The 24,454-nt window shown below is 37.7% G+C and carries 25 protein-coding genes; all 25 read right to left on the minus strand.

Going from position 1 to position 24,454, the window contains the following annotated elements:
* Window positions 1-17 precede the first annotated feature (17 nt).
* The 25 genes from QUF93_RS20220 to QUF93_RS20340 all read right to left on the minus strand — a co-directional run bounded on the left by QUF93_RS20220 (window position 18) and on the right by QUF93_RS20340 (window position 24,452).
* Window positions 18-1,718 (minus strand): proline--tRNA ligase, encoded by a 1,701-nt coding sequence (locus QUF93_RS20220; RefSeq protein WP_088059907.1) that lies wholly within the window; start codon window positions 1,716-1,718, stop codon window positions 18-20.
* A 109-nt stretch (window positions 1,719-1,827) separates the two neighbouring features.
* On the minus strand, window positions 1,828-3,084 hold the full coding sequence (gene rseP / locus QUF93_RS20225) for an RIP metalloprotease RseP (RefSeq protein WP_289360007.1): 1,257 nt from the start codon (window positions 3,082-3,084) through the stop codon (window positions 1,828-1,830).
* A gap of 17 nt (window positions 3,085-3,101) precedes the next feature.
* The gene (gene dxr / locus QUF93_RS20230) at window positions 3,102-4,244 is read right to left on the minus strand and encodes a 1-deoxy-D-xylulose-5-phosphate reductoisomerase (RefSeq protein WP_289360008.1); all 1,143 of its coding nucleotides are present in this window, start codon (window positions 4,242-4,244) and stop codon (window positions 3,102-3,104) included.
* A 23-nt stretch (window positions 4,245-4,267) separates the two neighbouring features.
* Window positions 4,268-5,059, minus strand: coding sequence for a phosphatidate cytidylyltransferase (gene cdsA, locus QUF93_RS20235; RefSeq protein ID WP_002160739.1), 792 nt, complete (start codon window positions 5,057-5,059; stop codon window positions 4,268-4,270).
* Between the two features lie 17 nt (window positions 5,060-5,076).
* Window positions 5,077-5,853: an undecaprenyl pyrophosphate synthase gene (gene uppS, locus QUF93_RS20240; RefSeq protein WP_128281195.1), complete on the minus strand. Its 777-nt coding sequence runs from the start codon at window positions 5,851-5,853 to the stop codon at window positions 5,077-5,079.
* 85 nt (window positions 5,854-5,938) lie between these two features.
* Window positions 5,939-6,496: a ribosome recycling factor gene (gene frr / locus QUF93_RS20245; RefSeq protein WP_000531506.1), complete on the minus strand. Its 558-nt coding sequence runs from the start codon at window positions 6,494-6,496 to the stop codon at window positions 5,939-5,941.
* A gap of 3 nt (window positions 6,497-6,499) precedes the next feature.
* Window positions 6,500-7,222, minus strand: a complete 723-nt coding sequence (pyrH, locus tag QUF93_RS20250) for a UMP kinase (RefSeq protein ID WP_000042662.1) — start codon at window positions 7,220-7,222, stop codon at window positions 6,500-6,502.
* A gap of 66 nt (window positions 7,223-7,288) precedes the next feature.
* Complete coding sequence (gene tsf / locus QUF93_RS20255; RefSeq protein WP_289360009.1) at window positions 7,289-8,176, minus strand: translation elongation factor Ts; 888 nt, start codon at window positions 8,174-8,176, stop codon at window positions 7,289-7,291.
* 104 nt (window positions 8,177-8,280) lie between these two features.
* Complete coding sequence (gene rpsB, locus QUF93_RS20260; RefSeq protein WP_000111485.1) at window positions 8,281-8,982, minus strand: 30S ribosomal protein S2; 702 nt, start codon at window positions 8,980-8,982, stop codon at window positions 8,281-8,283.
* Between the two features lie 351 nt (window positions 8,983-9,333).
* Complete coding sequence (gene codY, locus QUF93_RS20265) at window positions 9,334-10,113, minus strand: GTP-sensing pleiotropic transcriptional regulator CodY (protein WP_000421293.1); 780 nt, start codon at window positions 10,111-10,113, stop codon at window positions 9,334-9,336.
* Window positions 10,114-10,190: 77 nt separating this feature from the next.
* Complete coding sequence (hslU, locus tag QUF93_RS20270; protein ID WP_128281193.1) at window positions 10,191-11,582, minus strand: ATP-dependent protease ATPase subunit HslU; 1,392 nt, start codon at window positions 11,580-11,582, stop codon at window positions 10,191-10,193.
* Between the two features lie 22 nt (window positions 11,583-11,604).
* Window positions 11,605-12,147 carry an ATP-dependent protease proteolytic subunit HslV gene (gene hslV / locus QUF93_RS20275; protein ID WP_000526272.1) on the minus strand — a complete coding sequence of 181 codons (543 nt, stop codon included), beginning with the start codon at window positions 12,145-12,147 and terminating at the stop codon, window positions 11,605-11,607.
* A 42-nt stretch (window positions 12,148-12,189) separates the two neighbouring features.
* The gene (xerC, locus tag QUF93_RS20280; protein ID WP_080018508.1) at window positions 12,190-13,089 is read right to left on the minus strand and encodes a tyrosine recombinase XerC; all 900 of its coding nucleotides are present in this window, start codon (window positions 13,087-13,089) and stop codon (window positions 12,190-12,192) included.
* 71 nt (window positions 13,090-13,160) lie between these two features.
* The gene (gene trmFO / locus QUF93_RS20285; RefSeq protein WP_289360010.1) at window positions 13,161-14,465 is read right to left on the minus strand and encodes an FADH(2)-oxidizing methylenetetrahydrofolate--tRNA-(uracil(54)-C(5))-methyltransferase TrmFO; all 1,305 of its coding nucleotides are present in this window, start codon (window positions 14,463-14,465) and stop codon (window positions 13,161-13,163) included.
* A gap of 48 nt (window positions 14,466-14,513) precedes the next feature.
* Window positions 14,514-16,592 carry a type I DNA topoisomerase gene (topA, locus tag QUF93_RS20290; protein ID WP_088059916.1) on the minus strand — a complete coding sequence of 693 codons (2,079 nt, stop codon included), beginning with the start codon at window positions 16,590-16,592 and terminating at the stop codon, window positions 14,514-14,516.
* Between the two features lie 144 nt (window positions 16,593-16,736).
* Window positions 16,737-17,606: a DNA-processing protein DprA gene (gene dprA / locus QUF93_RS20295; protein WP_289360011.1), complete on the minus strand. Its 870-nt coding sequence runs from the start codon at window positions 17,604-17,606 to the stop codon at window positions 16,737-16,739.
* Window positions 17,607-17,694: 88 nt separating this feature from the next.
* Window positions 17,695-18,597 carry a succinate--CoA ligase subunit alpha gene (gene sucD, locus QUF93_RS20300; protein WP_000115186.1) on the minus strand — a complete coding sequence of 301 codons (903 nt, stop codon included), beginning with the start codon at window positions 18,595-18,597 and terminating at the stop codon, window positions 17,695-17,697.
* Between the two features lie 19 nt (window positions 18,598-18,616).
* On the minus strand, window positions 18,617-19,777 hold the full coding sequence (sucC, locus tag QUF93_RS20305) for an ADP-forming succinate--CoA ligase subunit beta (protein WP_002121788.1): 1,161 nt from the start codon (window positions 19,775-19,777) through the stop codon (window positions 18,617-18,619).
* 193 nt (window positions 19,778-19,970) lie between these two features.
* Complete coding sequence (gene rnhB, locus QUF93_RS20310; protein ID WP_289360013.1) at window positions 19,971-20,744, minus strand: ribonuclease HII; 774 nt, start codon at window positions 20,742-20,744, stop codon at window positions 19,971-19,973.
* A gap of 55 nt (window positions 20,745-20,799) precedes the next feature.
* Window positions 20,800-21,690 carry a ribosome biogenesis GTPase YlqF gene (gene ylqF / locus QUF93_RS20315; protein ID WP_002121793.1) on the minus strand — a complete coding sequence of 297 codons (891 nt, stop codon included), beginning with the start codon at window positions 21,688-21,690 and terminating at the stop codon, window positions 20,800-20,802.
* Window positions 21,691-21,710: 20 nt separating this feature from the next.
* Window positions 21,711-22,262 carry a signal peptidase I gene (gene lepB / locus QUF93_RS20320; protein ID WP_025148333.1) on the minus strand — a complete coding sequence of 184 codons (552 nt, stop codon included), beginning with the start codon at window positions 22,260-22,262 and terminating at the stop codon, window positions 21,711-21,713.
* A gap of 100 nt (window positions 22,263-22,362) precedes the next feature.
* On the minus strand, window positions 22,363-22,707 hold the full coding sequence (rplS, locus tag QUF93_RS20325) for a 50S ribosomal protein L19 (protein ID WP_002014524.1): 345 nt from the start codon (window positions 22,705-22,707) through the stop codon (window positions 22,363-22,365).
* Window positions 22,708-22,853: 146 nt separating this feature from the next.
* Complete coding sequence (gene trmD, locus QUF93_RS20330) at window positions 22,854-23,588, minus strand: tRNA (guanosine(37)-N1)-methyltransferase TrmD (RefSeq protein WP_002014522.1); 735 nt, start codon at window positions 23,586-23,588, stop codon at window positions 22,854-22,856.
* Window positions 23,588-24,103: a ribosome maturation factor RimM gene (gene rimM / locus QUF93_RS20335; protein ID WP_033711967.1), complete on the minus strand. Its 516-nt coding sequence runs from the start codon at window positions 24,101-24,103 to the stop codon at window positions 23,588-23,590. The genes trmD and rimM overlap by 1 nt, the downstream gene beginning before the upstream one ends.
* Window positions 24,104-24,224: 121 nt before the next feature.
* Window positions 24,225-24,452: a KH domain-containing protein gene (locus QUF93_RS20340; protein ID WP_002088196.1), complete on the minus strand. Its 228-nt coding sequence runs from the start codon at window positions 24,450-24,452 to the stop codon at window positions 24,225-24,227.
* Between the last annotated feature and the right edge of the window lie 2 nt (window positions 24,453-24,454).

Genomic DNA, 24,454 nt, shown 5'->3' on the forward strand with positions numbered 1-24,454 from the left:
TAACGAGGTACCTCTTCTTATTTTAAAATATTAGCAATGTATGTTTGAAGTTCTTCTACTTTCACTTCTTCAGACTCGCCTGTAGCACGTACTTTCACTTCTACAATACCTTCATCTGCTTTTTTACCAACTGTAACACGAACTGGAAGGCCGAATAAATCTGCATCTGCAAATTTAACACCTGCACGTTCTGCACGATCATCTAGTAATACTTCGTATCCTTGCTCTTGTAACGAGTTGTAGATGTTTTCACCCATTTCACGTTGTGCATCAGATTTCATATTTACTGGAATTACATGCACATGGAACGGTGCAACAGCTTTTGGCCAAACTAAACCGTTCTCATCATTAAACTGCTCTGCAATTGCTGCCACTGTACGAGATACACCGATACCGTAACAACCCATAATAAGTGGTTTTGTTTTTCCGTTTTCATCTAGGAACGTTGCGTTCATTGCTTCACTATAACGAGTTCCTAATTTGAATACATGACCAACTTCAATTCCGCGTGCGAAAAGAATTGTTCCATTTCCATCTGGAGATTGATCTCCTTCTTGGATGAAGCGTAAATCTGTATATTGATTCACTTTAAAGTCACGTTCTGGATTTACATTTACATAATGGAATCCTTCTTCGTTCGCTCCTGAACATCCGTTGACAATTGATGCTACAGCATGGTCAGCGATAATTTCGATATCCCCTGTAACACCAATCGGTCCTAAAGAACCAACTTCACAGTTTAATAACTCTTTTATTTCTTCATGTGAAGCAAGCTCAACGACTGAAGCTCCGTATACATTCTTCACTTTTACATCATTGACTTCATGATCGCCACGAACAAGTACTACTACTAATTTCTCATCTACTTTAAACACCATAGATTTAATGCATTTTTCCGCTGCAATATTTAAGAATGCAGATACTTCTTCAATAGCTTTTTGATCTGGAGTTGCTACTTTTTCAAGTGCTTTTTCAGCTTCATCACTCTTCGTATACGTAGCAACAACAGGAGCCATTTCAATATTTGCCGCATAATCAGATGTATCGGAATACGCAATTGTATCTTCACCTACATCAGATAACACCATAAATTCGTGTGTATCTTTTCCGCCCATTGCTCCAGAATCAGCGATAACTGCACGGAAATTCAAACCACAACGAGCAAAGATATTAGAATATGCTTCGTATAAACGGCTATATACTTCATCCAAACTTTCTTGTGTTGCATGGAAAGAATACGCATCTTTCATTAAAAATTCTCTTCCTCGTAATAAACCGAAACGTGGTCTTTGCTCATCACGGAATTTTGTTTGAATTTGATATAATGTTAATGGTAGTTTTTTGTATGATTTAATTTCATCACGTACAAGGTCTGTAATTACTTCCTCATGAGTTGCCCCTAGCGCAAACTCGCGAGCATTACGATCTTTCATACGCATTAATTCTGATCCGTAAGAATACCAACGGCCTGATTCTTGCCATAATTCAGAAGCTTGCATAGCTGGCATTAATAGTTCTACTGCCCCTGCGCGCTCCATTTCTTCACGAACAATACGTTCTACTTTGTGTAACACTTTTAAACCAAATGGTAGAAAACTATAAATACCAGAAGCATTTTGACGCATAAACCCTGCGCGAAGTAATAATTGATGACTCTTAATTTCAGCATCTGCTGGAACTTCACGTAATGTAGGACTGAATACCATACTTTGTTTCATTTATTCGCACCTCTTCATTTTACTCTTACACGCAATAAAACCCCTCACCTCGAGTTAGGTGAGGGATTTTATTCTACGAGCTCTATTTCATTATAAACTTCTTCTTATTTTACAAGAAAAACTTACGAATGTCATTCCATGTTACAACTAACATAAGCAACATTAATAATGCAAAGCCAATAAAGTGAACCATTCCTTCTTTTTGACGATCAATTGGTTTTCCTCGTAACGCTTCGATTAAGAAGAAGAACAAACGTCCACCGTCTAAAGCTGGGACTGGTAATAAATTAAATAAACCAAGGTTAATACTTAAAACTGCCGCTAAACTTAGTACACGCGTAAATCCATAATCTACAACTTGATCTGTTAGATTATAAATTCCTACTGGACCTGACAACTCATTAATAGAAAATTGACCCGTTACTAATTTCACAAGAGAATCAAAAATTAGTTTCGTCCATTCGTATGTTTGTTCAAATCCTGATTTAATAGAACCCATCACTGTTTTCTCTACAGGAGAATAAACACCAATTCTACCAACTTCGTCTTTTCCTTCTTTATCAACCGTCGGCGTTACTTTCACATTAAATTGCTCACTATCACGCTTTACATGTAACGTAATTTCTTTATTTGGGTTTTCACGTACAATCGTTACAACATCTTTCCATGTACTAGTGTTCTTCCCATTGATTGCTTGAATTGTATCGTTTTCTTTTAACCCAGCTTGTTCTGCAGCACTATTCTCCATTACTTTTCCAACCATCGGTTTGTCAACAGGAACCCCTTGTACAAATCCAAGAATCACAAAAATAACAAATGCTAGAATAAAGTTCATTGCAGGACCTGCAAAGATTGTTAGAGCACGTTGGCCCAATTTTTTAGAGCCAAATTGTCTGTTATACGGAGCGATTTGAATTTCTTCTCCCGCAGAAATGATACGAGCTTTTTCATTCACTCGGAATGTTTGAAGCTCTTCCTCATACTCTTCATAACCCGAAATTGTAAGATTATGCTCTAAATCAGCTTGTTCGACTTCAATGACACGAACATTTGGATATTTTTCATGTCCGTCAAAAACTAATTTCACAACTTCGTCTTTTTCATTTAATACGAGTCCAACCTTTTTTCCAGGCTTTAACTCAACTGTGTCCGCATCCTCGCCAGCCATCCTTACATAGCCACCAAGGGGCAGTAATCGAATCGTATACACAGTTTCATTCTTTTCAAATGAGAATATTTTCGGACCAAAACCAATCGCAAACTCGCGGCACAAAATACCTGCTCTTTTTGCGAAATATAGATGCCCTAGCTCATGGAAAAATACGAGTGCACCGAAAATTAATATAAAGGCAATCGCTGTATTCAATTCCATAACCACCTTTGCTAAATTTGTTCCATCACAAACCGTCTTGTGGCTGCATCAATTTCCTGAATTTCCTCTAAGCTCGGACGTGCAATGACATTGTGATGGTGCATTGCTTTTTCAATGAGGTCTTCCACTGTTAAGAAACTAATTCTCTTTTGTAAAAAAGCTTCAACAGCTACTTCATTTGCCGCGTTCATTACAGCTGGCATACTTCCACCTGTCTTTCCAGCTTCATACGCAAAACGTAGACAACGGAAACGTTCTTGATTCATTTTCTCAAAATGCAATGTTCCCATTTCCCATAAATTTAACTGTTTTGTGTCTGAAAGAGGTAATCTATCAGGATATGTAAGCGCGTATTGAATTGGTACTCGCATATCAGGTGAGCCAAGCTGTGCCATTACACTACGATCTTCAAATTCAACCATAGAATGAATAATACTTTCTTTATGTAGAACAACATCGATTTGCTCATAAGGGATACCAAAAAGCCAGTGTGCTTCAATTACTTCTAGCCCCTTATTCATCATTGTAGCAGAATCAATTGTAATTTTCGAACCCATTGACCAGTTTGGATGACGAAGCGCATCTTCTACGGTCACATGATGCAATTCATCTCTCGTTTTATCACGAAAACTTCCGCCTGAAGCAGTTATAATTAATCGAGAGATTCTTTTTTCATTTTCACCATTCAAGCATTGAAAAATAGCTGAATGTTCACTGTCTACTGGAAGTAACGATACATTATGTTTTCGTGCTGCTTCCATTACAAGATGCCCTGCAGTTACTAACGTTTCTTTGTTTGCAATTCCAATTGTTTTTTTCGCCTCAATTGCGCGGAGTGTCGGTAACAACCCTACGCTACCTACAACAGCATTCACTACAATTTCTGTATCTGGGCAGAGCGCTACTTCTAATAAGCCTTCGCTACCATATACGACTTTTGTATTACCAGAAACAGCTTGTAATTTTAAAACATCTTCCTCTCTTTGCACAGAGACAATTTGCGGAGAAAATTCTTGAATTACCTTTACTGCATAATCAACATTCTTCCCCACAGAAAAAGCAACGAGACGGAATTGGTCCGGGTGCGAGCGTAACACATCTAATGTTTGTGTACCGATTGATCCGCTTGCACCTAATAAACTAATGTTTTTCATGACTCCAACCCCTCGTTCATTTATTAATTGTATTGTAATAAGAAGTATAGAATTGGTAACACAAATAACCAACTATCTGTTCGATCTAAAATACCACCATGTCCAGGTAAAATTGTACCTGAATCCTTTACACCATAATGGCGTTTAAATGCAGATTGCACTAAATCACCAATTTGTCCAAAAATAGAAATGATAATCGTCAGAACGATTAAAATTCCTACATTCGCTTCAACTGGGAAGAACATATTGTAAACAAGTGCAACAACAATTCCACAAACAATACCGCCTAATGAACCTTCAATCGTTTTATTCGGACTAATTTCTGGCCACAATTTTCTTTTTCCAAATGCTTTTCCTATAAAATAGGCACCTGAATCAGTTGCCCATATGACAAATAGTGCACAGAACACATATTTGATTCCTAATATTCTCGTTTCATTTAAATATAAGAATCCCATTCCAACATATGTCGTTGCCATAAGTAAAAATGAAGCATTGTCAAAAGTAAATGTATTCTTAGAAAGGACTGTATATGATAAAAGTAATAAAACAATCACAAATGTGATTTCTAATTTACCTAACCCAATCCATGTAAACAGTTCTGATGCACTACTCGGAATTAAAATAATCCACAATAATACTGCAGCTAAAACTGTTGGTACCGAAATAAGCGTAAGCTTGTTCATACGAATTAACTCATATAAACCTATAGAAGCAAGTGCATACACTAAAACTGTAAAAGGCACGCCACCGTAAATTACGATGGGAATGAATAGCGCGGCAGCAATCACTCCAGTAATAATTCTCTGTTTCACTACCAAACCCTCTCTTTCTACACGCCTCCGAATCTGCGCCCTCTATGCTGAAAGTCCGTAATCGCATTTAGCAAATGTTCCTCGGTAAAATCTGGCCAATACACATCTGTAAACCAAAATTCCGAATAAGCAATTTGCCATAACATGAAATTACTAATACGTAGCTCTCCGCTTGTACGGATTAACAACTCTGGATCAGGTAAAGAACTCGTCATTAAGTAAGAAGAAATCATTTCTTCACTTACTTCTTCCGAACGAATTTTTCCTTCTTCACTATCTTTCATCATATGTTGCACAGCAGAAACGATTTCATCCCGACTTCCATAGTTTAACGCGAAATTAAGAATTAATCCCGTATTCTCTTTCGTATCTTCCATGGCTTTTTCCATCGCTCTGCGCGTATGCGTAGGAAGACGATCTTTTTGCCCTATTACTCGGACTTGTACGTTTTCTTCAATCAATTCTGGTAAAAATGCACCTAAAAATTCTTCTGGAAGCTTCATCAAATAATCAACTTCTTTTTTCGGTCTTTTCCAGTTCTCAGTCGAAAAAGCATAAAGAGTTAATACTTTCACATCAAGCTTACTTGCAAATTTTGTGATTTTTTTCACAACTTGCATACCTTCATGATGGCCAGCAATGCGAGGCATCGCTCTTCTCTTTGCCCATCTTCCATTACCATCCATAATAATAGCAATATGTTCTGGGATATATCCTTTTTTCACTTTTTCAATGAGATGATCAAACGATGTGACCTTTTTATCTTTAAAAAAAGGAAACTTTTTAAACATCATTCATACCCTCCACCAAGCAGACGTATGCCTAAAAGTGTAAAAAGACCCCCTTAAGAAGAGGGTCATATTTGCGAAATTATCGCTATTACACTTCCATAATTTCTTTTTCTTTGTTTTTTGCGATTTCGTCAACTTTTGCAATATATTTATCTGTTTCTTTTTGGATATCTTCAGTATATCCTCTTAAATCATCTTCTGTAATATCGCCTGCTTTTTCAAGCTTCTTAAGGTCATCATTACTGTCACGACGTACGTTACGAACAGCAACTTTTGCTTCCTCAGCATATTTTTTCACAACTTTTACAAGATCACGACGACGTTCTTCTGTTAATGCAGGGAATGCAATACGAATTACAGTTCCATCATTAGAAGGATTTAAGCCTAAATCTGCTTTTAAAATTGCTTTTTCAATATCACCGATAGAAGTTTTGTCATAAGGTTGAATTACAAGTAAACGTGCTTCTGGAACTGTAATGTTCGCTAATTGCACAACCGGTGTTGGTGCACCATAGTAATCAACTTGTACCTTATCTAATACAGACGAGCTTGCACGACCAGCGCGAACTGTTGCTAATTCACGAGAATAAGCAGCAACTGCTTTTTCCATTTTTTCATTTGAAGACTTCAATACTTGTTGTCCCATAATTTATTTCCCCCTTACAACTGTTCCAATATTTTCGCCTAAAACGGCACGTTTAATGTTTCCTTTTTCCATAACCGAGAATACAATTAATGGAATATCGTTATCCATACATAAAGAAGAAGCTGTAGAATCCATTACACCTAAACCTTCTTTTAATACATCTAAGTAAGTAAGTGTTTCGTATTTTGTAGCTGTTGGGTCAATAGATGGATCCGCACTATATACGCCATCCACATTATTTTTCGCCATTAAAATAACGTCCGCTTCGATTTCCGCTGCACGTAATGCTGCTGTTGTATCTGTAGAGAAGTATGGGTTACCAGTACCTGCTGCAAAGATAACAACACGTTTTTTCTCTAAGTGACGAATTGCTTTACGACGAATGTAAGGCTCTGCCACTTGACGCATCTCAATTGAAGTTTGTACGCGAGTTTGAATTCCAATATTCTCTAAGCTATCTTGAAGAGCTAATGAATTCATAACTGTTGCCAACATGCCCATGTAATCTGCTCCTGCACGATCCATGCCCATTTCGCTTCCAATTTTCCCACGCCAAATGTTACCGCCACCAACAACAACAGCAACCTCTACATCAAGTTCTGCAATTTCTTTCACTTGTTCCGCAACTGACTTAATAACAGCTGGGTTAATTCCAAATCCTTGCTCGCCAGCTAACGCTTCTCCGCTTAGCTTTAATACGACACGATTATATTTCGGTTTACTCATAATGAACCTCCAATTGCTTACATCTTTATTTTAAAAAAGGGAACACAAAGTGTTCCCTAATCTGTATTAGTTGCTACCTTTTACTTGGTTCATTACTTCTTCAGCAAAGTTGTCTTCGCGTTTTTCGATACCTTCACCAACAGCGTAGCGAACGAATCCTTTTAATGTTCCGCCTTTAGACTCAACGAACTGACGAACTTTCATATCAGGGTTTTTAACGAACGCTTGGTCAAGTAAGCAAATTTCTTCGAAGAATTTGCCTAGACGGCCTTCAACCATTTTTGCAACGATTTTTTCAGGCTTACCTTCGTTTAAAGCTTGTTGTGTTAATACTTGACGCTCATGCTCAACTTCTTCAGCAGTTACAGCATCGCGGTCGATGTATTTAGGGTTAACTGCTGCGATGTGCATTGCTACATCTTTAGCAGCTGCTTCGTCAGTAGAACCTTCAAGAACTGTTAATACACCAATACGTCCACCCATGTGTAGGTAAGCGCCAAATGCATCAGCATCAGTTTTTGATACGATTTCGAAACGACGAAGTGTAAGTTTTTCACCAATTTTAGCGATTGCTTCGTTGATGTACTCTTCTACTGTTTTTCCGCCTTCGATTGTTTGAGTCATAGCTTCTTCAACATTAGCAGGTTTGTTAGCTAATAAGTGAGCAGCTAGTTCTTTAATTAATGTTTGGAAACCTTCGTTTTTCGCAACAAAATCAGTTTCAGAGTTTAATTCTAAGATTAAACCTTCGTTACCGTTTGTTTCGATGAAAGTTAAACCTTCAGCAGCGATGCGGTCTGCCTTTTTAGCAGCTTTCGCAATACCTTTTTCACGTAAGAAGTCAATTGCTTTCTCCATGTCGCCGTTAGTTTCTGTTAAAGCTTTTTTGCAGTCCATCATACCTGCGCCAGTTTTTTCACGAAGTTCTTTTACCATTTGTGCAGTGATTGCCATGTTTTTCATCCTCCTAAAATATGTATTTATCACCTTTTAAAAAGGTGTTTATACCTTAAAAAAGGTGATAAAAGGCCGAACCCCTTATCACCTTTCCAAATTTGTTACGCAGTAACAGTTTCTTCACCTTGTTTTGCTTCAAGGATCGCGTCTGCCATTTTAGATGTAAGAAGTTTTACAGCACGAATTGCATCATCGTTTGCTGGGATAACATGATCGATTTCGTCTGGATCACAGTTTGTATCAACGATACCGATGATTGGAATGTGTAATTTGCGTGCTTCAGCAACTGCAATACGCTCTTTACGAGGGTCTACTACGAATAATGCACTTGGAAGACCTTTCATATCTTTAATACCGCCTAAGAATTTCTCAAGACGCTCTAACTCTTTTTTAAGTTGAACAACTTCTTTCTTAGGAAGTACTTCGAAAGTACCATCTTCTTGCATTCTTTCGATGTCTTTAAGACGCTTGATACGCTTTTGGATTGTTTGGAAGTTTGTTAAAGTTCCACCTAACCAACGTTGGTTAACGAAGTACATACCAGCACGAGTTGCTTCTTCTTTAATAGCTTCTTGTGCTTGTTTTTTAGTACCTACGAATAAGATGTCTCCGCCTTCAGCAGCGATGTCACGCATCGTTCTGTAAGCTTCCTCAACTTTTTTCACAGTTTTTTGTAAGTCGATGATGTAGATACCGTTACGCTCTGTGAAAATGTAACGCTTCATTTTTGGGTTCCAACGACGAGTTTGATGTCCGAAATGAACACCTGCTTCAAGCAATTGCTTCATAGAAATTACTGACATAATATAGTTCCTCCTAAATGGTTTTTGATATCCTCCGTTTACTTCAACTCTAAGCGAAACTACAACCGTAGCACCAACACTTAAATCAGTAAACGTGTGTACTTTGTACTGACACCACTGCTTACTATATCATACTGAAATATTACAATCAAGTCGAAAATGCGAACAATGTAAAACTTTCTTTTTTTCACGCTCAAATTCTAGTATTACCAACCTTCAATTCCTTTAAGCAAGGAATTGAAGGTTAATTAATAGTTTTCTAAAGAACGTTATCATGACGCCTTACATAAGTAAAATCATTCTCTTAAAAAAACAAAAAACTCTCCTCAACCGAGGAGAGTTTTTTATAAATTAGTTTGTTTTTAATTTAGCAAGTTCTTGTAGAAACTTGTCGTTTAGCACTTTAATGTATGTTCCTTTCATACCTAAAGAGCGAGACTCAATAACACCAGCACTTTCTAATTTACGTAGTGCATTTACGATTACAGAACGAGTAATCCCTACGCGATCAGCAATTTTACTTGCAACAAGTAAACCTTCTGTTCCATTTAATTCTTCGAAGATGTGCTCAATTGCTTCTAACTCACTGTAAGATAATGAGCTGATCGCCATTTGAACAACAGCTTTACTACGTGCTTCCTCTTCGATTTCTTCTGCTTTTTCACGTAAGATTTCCATACCTACAACAGTTGAGCTGTACTCAGCAAGGATTAAATCATCATCTAAGAACTCTTGACCAAGACGAGCTAATACTAATGTACCTAGACGCTCACCGCCACCAACGATTGGTACGATTGTAGTTAAACCCTGACCGAATAGTTCACTGTTTTCTACCGGGAATGCTGTGTAAGCACTATCCACACCTAAATTTGAAGATGTTTCTGTAACATTGAATAAACTTTGCGTGTACTCCTCTGGGAATTGACGCTCCGCTAACATTTGCTTCATACGTTCGTTCTCAATTTGTTGGTGAATAGCATATCCTAGTAATTTACCACGGCGACTTACAACGAACACGTTTGCTTCAATTACTTCACACATTGTGTCAGACATTTCTCTAAAGTTTACAGGCTTCCCTGCTGCGCTCTGTAATAACGCATTTAATTTTCTCGTTTTTGCTAATAATTCCATTTCAAAATTTCCTCCTACATGTTACTTACATATTTTTTCATCACTTGGAAACTAGGGCGAGTCACCTGATGACACTATTACAAAATAAACTGGCTCACATCTTTATTTTTAGCTATTGTCGCTAATTTTTCCTCAACATATTGAGGTGTTATCGTTATTTTCTCTAACGTAATTTCAGATGCCTCAAACGATAAATCTTCAAGGAGCTTCTCCATAACAGTATGAAGTCTTCTCGCTCCAATATTATCTGTATCCTGATTAACTTGATAAGCAATCTCAGCGATCTTACGAATAGCTTCGTCTGAAAATTCAATTTCTATACCTTCAGTCGCTAATAACGCCATGTACTGTTTAATTAGCGCATTGTCAGGCTCGATTAATATTTTAACAAAATCATCCGCCGATAATTTTGTTAATTCTACTCGGATCGGAAATCTCCCTTGCAATTCCGGAATTAAATCCGACGGTTTAGACATATGAAACGCTCCAGCTGCAACGAATAAAATATAATCCGTTTTTACTGATCCGTATTTTGTTGCAACATTCGATCCTTCTACAATCGGTAAAATGTCACGTTGCACACCTTCACGCGATACATCTACGCTATTCGACTGCTTACCAGCAATTTTGTCAATTTCATCGATAAAAATAATCCCGAGCTGTTCAGCACGATAAACAGCCTCTTGTGTAACTTCATCCATATCAATTAAGCGCTGTGCCTCTTCATTTGTCAAGAGTTTTCTTGCTTCTTTTACAGAAAGTTTACGTTTTTTCGTTTTTTTCGGCATGATACTTCCTAGTGCATCTTGGAAATTCATTCCCATTTGCTCCATACCAGTTCCTTGCAACATATCAAACATAGAAGACTGTTGTTCTGTCACTTCGATCGATACAATTTCATCTTCAAGAAGTCCCGCAGCAAGCTTTCTTTCCACATCTTGACGTTTCTTTTCGATTTCAACATCTTCTTGCTCATCGGATGTTTGATTCGAATTTTGAGCACCGCCAAAAAGCATTTCTAATGGGTTTTTAAATCCAGATTGCTTCTCCGGACTTGGCACTAAAATTTCAACAAGACGTTGGTTCGCTTGCTCTTCTGCTTTATCTTGAACTTTAACTACCATTTCTTCTTTCACGATGCGTACTGACGTTTCTACAAGGTCACGTACCATCGACTCTACATCTCGACCTACATATCCAACTTCTGTGAATTTCGTAGCTTCAACCTTAATAAAAGGTGCTCCAACGAGTTTCGCCATTCGCCGTGCTACCTCTGTTTTACCAACACCTGTCGGTCCAATCATTAAAATGTTTTTAGGTGCAATTTCATCACGTAAATTTTCAACTAATTTACTGCGACGGTATCGATTTCGTAGAGCTACAGCAACCGCTTTCTTTGCATCTTTTTGACCGATGATGTATTGATCTAATTTTTCCACAATTTGACGCGGAGTAAAATGTAAATGCATATAAAATGCCTCCCTTACGATTCTACAATTCTTCAACAATTATGTTGTGGTTCGTATAAACACAAATATCGCCTGCAATTTCTAAACTGGCCTTCGCAATTTGTTTCGCTGTTAAGTGTTCACTTGCATATTGCTTTAAAGCACGACCTGCAGAAAGTGCATAATTCCCACCAGATCCAATCGCTAAAATACCATCATCTGGTTCAATTACTTCTCCTGTACCTGAAACCAAGAGCATCGTTGTTTTATCCATGACAATGAGCATTGCTTCTAGCTGACGTAACATTTTATCACCACGCCATTGTTTCGCCATCTCAACTGCAGCGCGCTGCAAGTTGCCATTATACTCTTCTAATTTTCCTTCAAACATTTCAAAAAGAGTAAATGCATCAGCAACTGAGCCTGCAAAACCAGCTAAAACTTTCCCTTGGAAAAGTTTGCGAACTTTGCGAGCTGTATGTTTCATTACAACAGCATTCCCCATCGTTACCTGACCATCTCCAGCCATTGCACATTCTCCGTTATGATGAACTGCAAATATCGTTGTAGCGTGGAAATTTCCCATAGAAAAAACTCCTTTATATGTTTTTATGGCTTTAAAAGCAATTTATGCCCGCGGGTGATGCTTCATGTAAACAGAACGCAATCTTTCTTTAGAGACATGCGTATAAATTTGTGTCGTCGACAAATTCTCATGACCTAATAGCTCCTGTACAGTACGTAAATCCGCTCCTTCATCCAACATATGTGTAGCAAATGTATGCCTTAACATATGGGGACTTATCCGCATTGTAAGTGAAGCTTTCTTAATGAGTTCGTTCAAAACATAACGTACACCCTGATCTGTTAACGGCTTACCTTTCGCATTTAAAAATACCATATGAGATTGTTCTTCAGTCTTTTGAGCTAACTGTTTTCTCCCGTTCTCTATATAAGTAATTAAAGCATCTTGTGCATAGCTTCCGAACGGAATATATCTTTGTTTTTTCCCTTTTCCCATCACTAAAATTGTTCCCACTGCAAAGTCAATGTCGGTAAGTTCCAAATTAACGCATTCGCTTACACGAATCCCAGTTGCATACATCAACTCTAATAAAGCTTGATTCCTTTGACCTAATGGCGCCCCTGTATCAGAAACTTCGAACAATTCTTCTAACTCTTCAGCATATAAAAACTTTGGGATTGACAATTCTTTCTTGGGGAGTGACGCAAGTGCAAACGGATTATCTTTTTGATAACCTTCACGCATCAAAAAACGATATAAACTTCGTAAGCTTGATACCTTCCTTGCGACAGATTTACGGGCTAACTTCTGATTGTGCAACGTCGTCAAGTATAAACGAACATCCGCGTATGTAACATCTAAAAAAGAGGATATGCCTTCTCGCTCCATAAATTGCACAAAATGTTCTAAATCATTTTGATAACTTGCAATTGTATATTTTGAATAATTTCTTTCAATTTGTAAATATCCAACGAATAATTGTAACAATTTCTTCACATTCACATCCATATAACTCACCTCAATAAAGGCTACTAAATCGTATCACAACTTAGTAGCCTTTGCAAGAAATTTAATTAAATATTTACAAAATTTTGAATTGTTTCCAAAGCGCGTGTAGCATACGCTTCATTTCGTTCTGCTTTCTTTTTAATCTTCTTCTCTAACGGTGCGAATAGACCGAAGTTCGCATTCATTGGTTGGAAGTTTTTCGCATTTGTCGCAGTAATATAATTAGCCATACTTCCCATTGCAGTTACAGGTGGTAACACAACTGGCTCTTCACCTTGTACAAGTCGAGCAGCGTTAATACCCGCTAATAATCCTGATGCTGCTGATTCAACATAACCCTCTACTCCAGTCATTTGACCTGCGAAGAATAAATCATCACGTTGTTTATATTGATATGTTGGGCGCAGTAAATTAGGCGAATTAATAAACGTATTACGATGCATTACACCATAACGTACAATCTCTGCGTTTTCTAGTCCTGGAATTAGCTGTAACACTTCTTTTTGTGGCCCCCACTTTAAATGTGTTTGGAAGCCTACAATATTATATAACGTTCCTGCTGCATCATCTTGACGTAACTGAACAACCGCATACGGTGTTTTCCCTGTTTTCGGATCTTCTAACCCAACAGGCTTCATCGGTCCAAATACTAACGTCTGTCTTCCTCTACTTGCCATAACTTCTACTGGCATACAACCTTCAAAGAAAATTTCTTTTTCAAATTCTTTTAAAGGCACTGTCTCAGCAGCAATTAAAGCCTCATAAAAGCGATCAAACTCTTCTTCTGTCATTGGACAGTTTAAATATGCCGCTTCACCTTTATCATAACGAGATTTTAAATATACTTTATTCATGTCAATGCTGTCTTTCTCAACGATTGGCGCTGCAGCATCATAGAAATAAAAATAATCTTCACCTGTTAGTTTTTTTAATTGTGCAGAAAGATCCGGAGACGTAAGTGGACCTGTCGCAATAACAGTTGGTCCTTCTGGAATTTCAGTGATTTCCTCATTCATTACAGTTACGTTCGGATGATTTTTCACATATTCAGTCACTTTCGCCGCGAATTCATGACGGTCTACAGCTAAAGCACCTCCTGCTGGTACAGAGCACTCATCAGCTGCACGAATAATGACAGAATCCATTAGGCGCATTTCTTCTTTAATAACACCAACAGCATTTGTTAATGTGTTTGCGCGTAGTGAGTTACTACATACTAATTCAGCAAATTTATCTGTATGATGAGCTGGCGTTTGCCTTACTGGTCTCATTTCATATAATTTTACTTGGACACCACGTTTTGCAATTTGGTAAGCTGCTTCGCTTCCTGCAAGACCTGCGCCAATGACGTTTACTACTTGTGTTGTCATATATATCACCTATCCTTTTCTTCCCGAAAAAAATGTGAGCAGTTACGCTCACATTTGTTGTTCTTCTTCATAATCACACGAAATACATTGTACTTGCACGCCTTTTTTCAACTTTTTCTCTACGAGCATACCTTCACACTTCGGACATTTACGACCAATCGGCTTATCCCAAGATACAAAGTCACATTCTGGATACGTACCGCATCCGTAGAAAAGACGTTTCTTTTTATTACTACGGCGTTCAATAATTTGTCCTTTATCACACTTCGGACAAGTAACACCGATTTCTTTTACAATCGGTTTTGTATTACGACATTCCGGGAAATTCGAACAAGCCATAAACTTCCCATATTTACCCATTTTAAAGACCATCGGGTGACTACATAATTCACAGTCTTCCCCAGCTGGTTCATCTTTAATTTCCACTTCACGCATTTCTTTTTCCGCTTTTTCTAAGCGCGGTTCAAATCCTACGTAGAAATCATCAACAATTTTCACCCAATTTGCATTTCCTTCTTCTACTTCATCAAGGCTTTGCTCCATATTGGCAGTAAATTCAATGTTAATAATTTCTGGGAAAAACTCTAAAATAAGTTCGATTACTATTCCACCAAGCTCAGTCGGAACGAAGCGTTTATTATCTAAAGCAACGTATCCTCGTTTTTGGATTGTTTCAAGTGTCGGTACATAAGTAGACGGTCTCCCAATTCCAAGCTCTTCAAGTGTTCTTACTAGACGAGCCTCTGTATAACGCGGCGGAGGCTGTGTGTAATGTTGCTTCGGTTCTATATCTTTTGAAAATACAGTTTCACCTACTTCTAACGGTGGCAACATCTTATCCTTTTCTTCCGCACCATCATCTTTCGACTCTACGTACACTTTCATAAATCCTGGGAACTTCACAACTGATCCACTTGCACGGAACTGAACATTGTTATTAATGAGTCTCGCTGTAACAGTATCCATTATAGCAGATGCCATTTGACTTGCAACAAATCGCTCCCAAATCAGTTTATACAAACGGAGTTGATCACGACTTAAGAAACTTTTTAGTTCCTCTGGCTTTCTCATTACCGAAGTAGGACGAATCGCCTCATGCGCATCTTGTGCTTTCGACTTTTTCGTTTCTTTCTTCTTCTCTGTTCCTATGTATTCCGCACCAAACGCCTCAGTAATGTAATCACGAGCCTCTGTTTGAGCTGTTTCTGAGATACGTGTTGAATCAGTTCTCATATACGTAATAAGACCTACAGTCCCTTGTTTTCCAAGATCTATCCCTTCATACAACTGCTGTGCAAGCATCATTGTTTTCTTTGCTCGCATATTTAACTTACGCGCTGCCTCTTGTTGCAAGGAAGATGTTGTAAACGGTAATGCAGGGTTACGCTTTCGCTCTTTTCGCGTTACATTTTCAACCGAAAACGCATTGTCTTTCATCTTTTCGATTATTTCGTTCACTTGTGCTTCGTTCGTTAATTGAACTTTTTCACCATCTACACCGTAAAAGCTTGCTTCAAATGTGTCTTTCCCTTTCACAAATTCTGTTTTAATTGTCCAGAATTCTTCAGGTTCAAAACTTTGAATTTCTCTTTCACGTTCGATGATTAAACGAACTGCTACAGATTGTACGCGTCCTGCACTTAATCCTTTTTTTACTTTCTTCCATAATAAAGGACTAATATTGTAGCCAACAAGACGATCGAGTATACGCCTTGCCTGTTGTGCATCTACTAAATCCATATTAATTGCACGAGGGTATTTAAATGATTCTTTTATTGCATCTTTTGTAATCTCATTAAATACAACTCGGCAATCTGATTCAACGTCCACATTTAACGTATTTGCTAAATGCCAAGCAATTGCTTCTCCTTCACGATCCGGATCGGCCGCGAGATAGACTTTCTTTGCTTTTTTTGCCGCTGATTTTAAATCTTTTAAAACGGGACCCTTACCACGAATGGTAATATACTTCGGGGTGAAGTTATTCTTTACTTCTATCCCCATTTGGCTTTTAGGTAAATCGCGGACATGTCCCATGGACGCGACGACTTTGTATTTTTTCCCTAAATATTTTTCAATGGTCTTCGCCTTAGAAGGCGACTCCACGATTACGAGGTAATCTGACATGCTAGTGCCTCCTTAAGAGGTGGATTCAAGTCTTCATCAATCTTATTGATTTCTCTTGTTTTTGTCAATCAAGAATGAATATACCATACAGCGACAATCTACCATTTGTCAATAATTGTTTAATAAAAACATAAAAATATAAGGTTAATTTAAAATTTCTTCAAGGATATCCTTTGCATTTCTTACTAGCTTTGCGCCTTGTTGAATTAGATGATTCGTTCCCGCTACACTCTCTATAAATATAGGACCAGGAAGTGCAAACACCTCTCTATTTTGTTCTAACGCAAGCTCTGCAGTAATAAGGGATCCACTTCTCGCTTTTGCTTCTACAACTAAAACACCTTTACTTATACCGCTAATAATTCGATTTCTTTTTGGAAAATACCATTTTTTCGGTGCATAATGCGGCGGATACTCTGTCAATAACAATATATAGTCTTTCCACGTGTCATATAAACCTCTATTCTCCTTTGGATACATATAAGATAATCCATGTCCTAATATTGCGATAGTCGGGCAATGCTGCCTTACTGTAACTTCGTGAGCAATTGTATCTATCCCTCTTGCAAATCCACTAACAATAAGCCATTCTTTTTCAAGTAAAGGGTGTAAGATAAACCTCATACTCTCCTTTCCATATAAAGACGGCTCTCTCGTTCCAACAATTGCTAATTTATTTACTTTATTTAGAAAACCTCTTTCTCCTTTTCCGTATAAAACAAAAGGGGGATCTTGTATTTCTCGCAGTAATTGTGGATAGTCCTTATCCCATATTGTTATATAAAATATTCTCTTTTTTTCTAACTGGGATACATATTGTTGGAGGTTTGAAATTTGAAGAAAATTCACTAGTTCTAAAGATTTTTCCGAGGATATTCCAGTGTAATATTCAAACTGATTCGGACTATAAGTGTATATTCCCTTCAGTTCTGGATCAACATATAGTAGCCTCTCCATCGCCTTCCAATGATCTGCCAATATGCAATGAAGGTGCAATAATCGTTCTCTTTTCATCTTAATTCTCCTTACCCATAATTTTTATTATGTAAACAGAAAAAAGTGTAAAAAGGCACCTCAAACAAGGAGGTGCCTTTCAAAAAGATTAGTAGTTTTTACAAGTCTCAAATAATCCCTTTTCTTTTAAAACAGAGATTAATGTTTCACCCATAACAGCTGGTGTTTCTGCTACTTTAATACCGCAAGCTTCCATTGTTTTAATCTTCTCAGCAGCAGTTCCTTTGCCACCAGAAATGATTGCCCCAGCATGGCCCATACGTTTTCCTTCTGGCGCTGTTTGACCACCAATGAAGCCTACAACCGGTTTTGTCATATTAGCTTGTACCCACTCAGCTGCCTCTTCTTCTGCCGTACCGCCGATTTCACCAATCATAATTACAGCATGCGTTTCTTCATCTTCATTAAATGCTTTTAACGCATCAATAAAGTCTGTACCGTTAACAGGATCCCCACCAATACCTACAGCAGTAGATTGGCCAATACCTTCTTGTGTTAACTGATGTACAGCTTCATACGTTAATGTACCAGAGCGAGATACGATACCAACATGACCTTTTTTGTGAATATATCCTGGCATAATACCAATTTTACATTCGTCAGGTGTAATAACACCAGGGCAGTTTGGTCCAAGTAAACGTGTATGTTTACCAGCCATATATCTCTTAACGTTTACCATATCTAATACAGGGATTCCTTCAGTAATACATACTACTAAATCAATCTTTGCATCAACAGCTTCCATAATTGCATCAGCCGCAAAAGCGGGTGGAACGTATACAACTGAAGCGTTTGCGCCTGTTGCTTTCACAGCATCTTCTACTGTATCAAATACTGGTACACCTTCAATATCAGTGCCACCTTTACCTGGTGTTACACCACCGACAATTTTCGTACCGTATTCAATCATTTGCTTTGTATGGAATAATCCTTGAGAACCTGTAATACCTTGAACAATAACTTTTGTATCTTTATTAACTAATACGCTCATTTTTCTCCCCCGCTTTCTATTAGCCCACTAGTGAAACAATTTTTTGTGCACCGTCTGCCATAGATTCTGCTGCAACAATATTTAAACCAGACTCATTTAAAATTTTCTTTCCTAACTCTACATTTGTACCTTCAAGACGTACAACTAAAGGTAACTCAAGACCTACTTGCTTCGTTGCTTCAATAACACCTTCTGCGATAACATCACACTTCATAATGCCACCAAAAATGTTAACGAAGATACCTTTTACATTTTTATCAGAAAGGATAATTTTGAATGCTTCTGTAACTTTTTCAGCTGTTGCGCCGCCACCAACATCTAAGAAGTTAGCTGGGTCACCATGGTAATGTTTAATGATATCCATTGTAGCCATTGCTAAACCTGCACCATTAACCATACAACCGATATTTCCATCTAAAGGAATGTAGTTTAAGTCATATTTAGAAGCTTCAATTTCTTTTGAATCTTCTTCTTCAAGATCACGAAGTTCTAAAATATCTTTATTGCGATATAACGCATTAGAATCAAAGTTTAATTTTGCATCTAACGCCATAACTTTACCGTCACCTGTTGTAACAAGTGGATTAATCTCAGCGATAGAGCAATCTTTTTCGATAAACGCACTGTATAAGCCCATCATAAACTTCACAGCTTGTCCTACAAGTTCTTTTGGAATATTGATGTTAAATGCGATTCGACGTGCTTGGAAACCTTGTAAACCTACTGCTGGATCAATATATTCTTTAAAGATTTTTTCAGGCGTTTTTTCTGCCACTTCTTCAATTTCTGTTCCACCTTCTTCAGATGCCATTAAGACAACTTGAGAAGTTGCACGATCTAATACAAGACCTACATAATATTCTTTTTTAATATCGCAACCTTCTTCGATAAGTAAGCGTTTTACTTCCTTACCTTCAGGACCTGTTTGATGCGTCACAAGTGTAGTTCCTAAAATGCTTTCTGCATATGTACGAACTTCTTCTAAATTTTTCGCAACTTTTACACCGCCAGCTTTGCCGCGTCCACCAGCGTGAATTTGCGCTTTAACTACACATACGTCCGTTCCTAATTCTTTCGCTGCTTCTACAGCTTCTTCTACTGTAAATGCAACCTTCCCGTTCGGAACGCTAACCCCATAGCTTCTAAGGACTGCCTTACCTTGGTACTCATGGATATTCATGGTCCCATCCTCCCCTGTTTTCCTGTTTTACTCAAAAAGTTTTTTAATGTTTAAAAAACATTACATTGCCATTGTATAAGATGATTGGCACGCTGTCTACAATAAAGTGTCAGAAAACTGAAATCGCTTTATTCTTTTTCGAAAATAATAATGTTTATATACCAAAATAAAAAATAAGCTGTGAATATACAGCTTATTTTTTAATCATATCTTTAATTGGCGCGAATGATTTTCGATGTTCCTCTAATACTCCATGTACTTCAATCGCTTCTAAATGCTGTTTCGTCCCATATCCCATATGTTGTTCAAATCCATATGCAGGATACTTTCCTCCTAACTCTTTCATCATGCGATCTCTCGTGACTTTCGCAATAATAGATGCAGCTGAAATAGAGACACTTTTCGCATCACCTTTAATGATTGATGTTTGCGGAATTGATGTAGGAAGCTTCATCGCATCGATTAATAAATATTGTGGTGTACATGATAAATTAGCAACGGCATCTAACATCGCTTGCTTCGTCGCTTGATAAATATTTATTTCATCAATAACTTGTGGTGATATAATTCCAACTCCAATCGCAATTGCATGCTCTTTAATTTCATCATAAAAACGCTCACGTTTCGCTTCACTTAATTTTTTCGAGTCATTTAATCCTGGAATATAAAAATCTTCCGGAAGGACGACAGCCGCCGTCACAACCGGTCCTGCTAACGGCCCACGGCCCACTTCATCAATGCCAGCAATGTATGTGAGGCCTTTTTCACGTAACTCATTTTCGTACTTTGACATTTCTAGAAATTTTTCTCTTTCTTTTTGCGCTAACTCTTTTTGTTTATACCACTTCAAAATTAGTTTTTGAACACCTTTTCGCTCATCTTTCACTAACATTTGAAAACGCTCGTCTTCTTCACTCATAATTTCTTGTAGAAAACATTCCGCTTCTTGAATAGTCATTTTTTGCATCCATCTACACTCCTTTTAAACGTAACCAAAAAGAAAAGACGTACAAACGCACGTCTTATACTTCTTCTACTTTTTCCACATCTTCTACCTGCTCTGCAAACTCTTCTGGTGTTTCAAACGTCATTTTCCCAAATCTTCCACCACGAAGCTCACGAAGTATAAGCTCAGATGTTTTATCATAATCAATCATTCCGCCGCCCATTAAGCAACCTCTGTTTTTTCCAATTGCATCAAATAACTCCACAATCTCTTCTGGAATGTCATTTAAATTATATCGCTCTTTTAAACGTTCTGGATAATGTTCTTCCATAAAACGTAACGCATAAATAGCTACATCCTGTAGATTTAATATAGAATCTTTAATTGCACCCGTCGTCGCTAAACGAAGACCAACTAATTGATCTTCAAATTTAGGCCACAAAATACCTGGTGTATCTAATAATTCCATTTCTTTCCCAACTTTAATCCACTGCTGGGCCGTTGTCACACCAGGACGATCTCCTGTTTTTGCTATATTCTTCTTCGCTAATTTATTAATCAGTGTAGATTTACCAACGTTTGGAATACCTACAATTAAAGCACGAATTGCTCTTGGTCTAATGCCTTTAGCAACCATTTTATCGAATTTTTCTTTGACAAGAACTTTACAAGCTGCTGCAATTTCTTTCATACCTTGTCCAGCTTGCGCATTAATTGAAATTGCCTTTTGACCTCTTTCATCAAAATATGCAATCCACTGCTTTGTAAGACGATCATCCGCCATATCCGCTTTATTTAAAACAACAAGCCTTGGTTTATGCGTAATAATTTCATCAATCATTGGATTACGAGAAGATAAAGGTAATCGAGCATCTACAAGCTCAATTACAACATCAATTAACTTTAATTTTTCTGTTACTTGGCGTCTAGCCTTTGCCATATGCCCTGGGAACCATTGAATTACCATGTTGCCACCTTCTTTTTCTTTTATTTCACAATACGTGCATCTTTTAACGGCCAATATAGCATATTTGCTTTACCAATCACTTGGTCCATTGAAATTGTGCCAATCGAACGGCTATCTTTACTAAAACGACGATTATCGCCTAAAACAAATAATTGACCTTCTGGAACAGTTTTCTTTCCTGTCATTTCTTCAAGAGTAAAATCATATGTAAGCGGTCCGTCAGCAAGTTGCTTTTTCTGCTTATCTAAATACGGCTCCTCATAAGGTTTCCCGTTAACATATAGTTTATCATTACGGTATTCGATTTCGTCGCCTGGCAGGCCAATAATACGCTTAATATAATCTTTTTCTTCCGTCGCTCGGAATACAATAATATCAAAGCGTTTCGGATCACCTATGTGATAACCAATTTTATTAACAATCATTCGATCACGGTCATGTAAAGTCGGCGACATCGATACACCATCTACGAGAATTGGGGCAAAGAAAAACTGTCTAATTACGCCCGCTAATACAATAGCAATCAAAATTGCTTTGATCCATTCCCAAAGTGAGCTCTTCTCTTTCTTCATGCTTTCCCCTCCACAGTTATGTAAGCTGCTCGTATTATACCAAAATTTCATATAGATTGGAAAAAGGGAGCTTGTGTATTTACAAGCTCCCATACATGTCTTATCGAATTTCTTTAATACGTGCTTTTTTACCGCGAAGGTTACGTAAGTAGTATAACTTAGCACGACGTACTTTACCACGGCGAAGTACTTCGATGTTCGCGATTCTTGGCGTGTGAACTGGGAATGTACGCTCAACACCTACACCGTAAGAAATCTTACGAACTGTGAATGTTTCACTAATTCCGCCACCACGACGTTTAATTACAACACCTTCGAAAAGCTGAATTCTTTCACGAGTTCCCTCAACTACTTTTACGTGCACACGTAAAGTGTCTCCAGGACGGAATGAAGGAAGGTCAGTTTTTAATTGGCCTTTTGTGATTTCTGTGATTAATTGTTGCATATTAAATTCTCTCCTTTAAACAGATGCTCTTATAAAGTCTTATTAAATTACAGCGGAACATCGTTAATACGGCTACTGATTTCAGTAGCACAAATGTTATAATAGCATATTGCTAGGACTGTTGCAATAGAAAATATATCAAGCCCTTATCGGTCTTCTTTAATCTGTTCCAGCCATTTCTCTTCTTGCTTAGATAATTCTCGTTCTTCCAGTAAATCCGGTCTACGTGTGTACGTACGACGCAAGGACTCTTTATGGCGCCACTCATCAATGTTTTTATGATTTCCTGACATTAGTACATCTGGTACCTTCATACCACGAAAATCAGCAGGACGTGTATAATGCGGGTGCTCTAACAAACCTGTGCTAAAAGAGTCTTCCACTTGTGACGTTTGATTCCCAAGCACTCCTGGCAAAAGACGTACAACACTGTCAGTCACTACCATAGAAGCCAATTCTCCACCCGTTAATACGTAATCCCCAATAGAAATCTCATCTGTTACAAGATGCTCACGAATTCGTTCATCGTATCCTTCATAATGGCCACATACAAAAATAACATGCTCTTCTCCAGCAAGCTCTTCTGCCTTCTTCTGCGTGAAACGCTCTCCTTGTGGACACATTAAGACGATTCTCGGCTTACGGTCTGTTTCCTTCGTTAACTCTTCTACTGCATCAAAGATAGGCTGCGGGGTTAATACCATACCAGCGCCCCCACCATACGGATAATCATCTACACTATTATGCTTACTAGTTGTATACTCACGGAAATTGACAACACGAAGCTCTACCGCTTCTTTTTCTTGTGCTTTCTTTAAAATTGAAGACCCAAATACACCCGTAAACATATCTGGAAACAATGTTAAAATATCAATTTTCATTATAGTAGCCCTTCCATTACATGAATGGTTACTAATTTATTTTCAATGTTAACTTGAAGTACAACGTCATCAATATAAGGAATTAACAGATCTTGACCCTTTGGACGTTTAATCACCCAAACGTCATTCGCACCAGGAGATAGAATCTCTTTGATTGTCCCTAACGCTTCTCCTTCTTCCGTTACAACGTTGCAACCAATAATTTCATGGTAGTAGTATTCACCTTCAGCTAGTTCACCTAACTGCTCTTCTGGTACTTTTATTAAAGAACCTTTAAATTTCTCTACTTCATCTACATTGTTGTATCCTTCAAGTGTTAATAAATCAAATGTCTTATGTTGACGATGAGAAGTTACCTTCACTGTAAGATAGTCTGTACCTTTCTCATCCCATATGTATAACGTGTTCCCTACTTTATATCGCTCTTCTGGAAAATCAGTACGAGAAATAACACGAATTTCTCCTTTTACGCCATGAGTATTTACAATTTTCCCTACGTTAAACCATTTTGTCATAAATAGTATGTCACCCCTGGTTTCTATATAAATTAAGCATTTCCATTTTATATATGGAACATGCAATTTCTCTTTAAATGTTAAAAAAGGGAGAGGAAATAACTCCTCGCCCTTTTTACGTTTATTGAATTTCCAGTGTGACGTTCTCATCATTATGATGTCCCACTGAATACAAGAGCATTCGAATCGCTTTCGCAACTTTCCCTTGCTTTCCAATGACTTTTCCAACATCCTCAGGATGTACAGTTAATCGATACTTTATTTCTCCGTTGCAAAGTTCCTGTGTAACTTTTACATCTCCAGGATGATCCACAAGAGGTTTAACAATTGTCTCGACTAACATTTTCATTG

This window comes from Bacillus hominis (assembly GCF_030348325.1).
Classification (GTDB): Bacteria; Bacillota; Bacilli; order Bacillales; family Bacillaceae_G; genus Bacillus_A; species Bacillus_A hominis.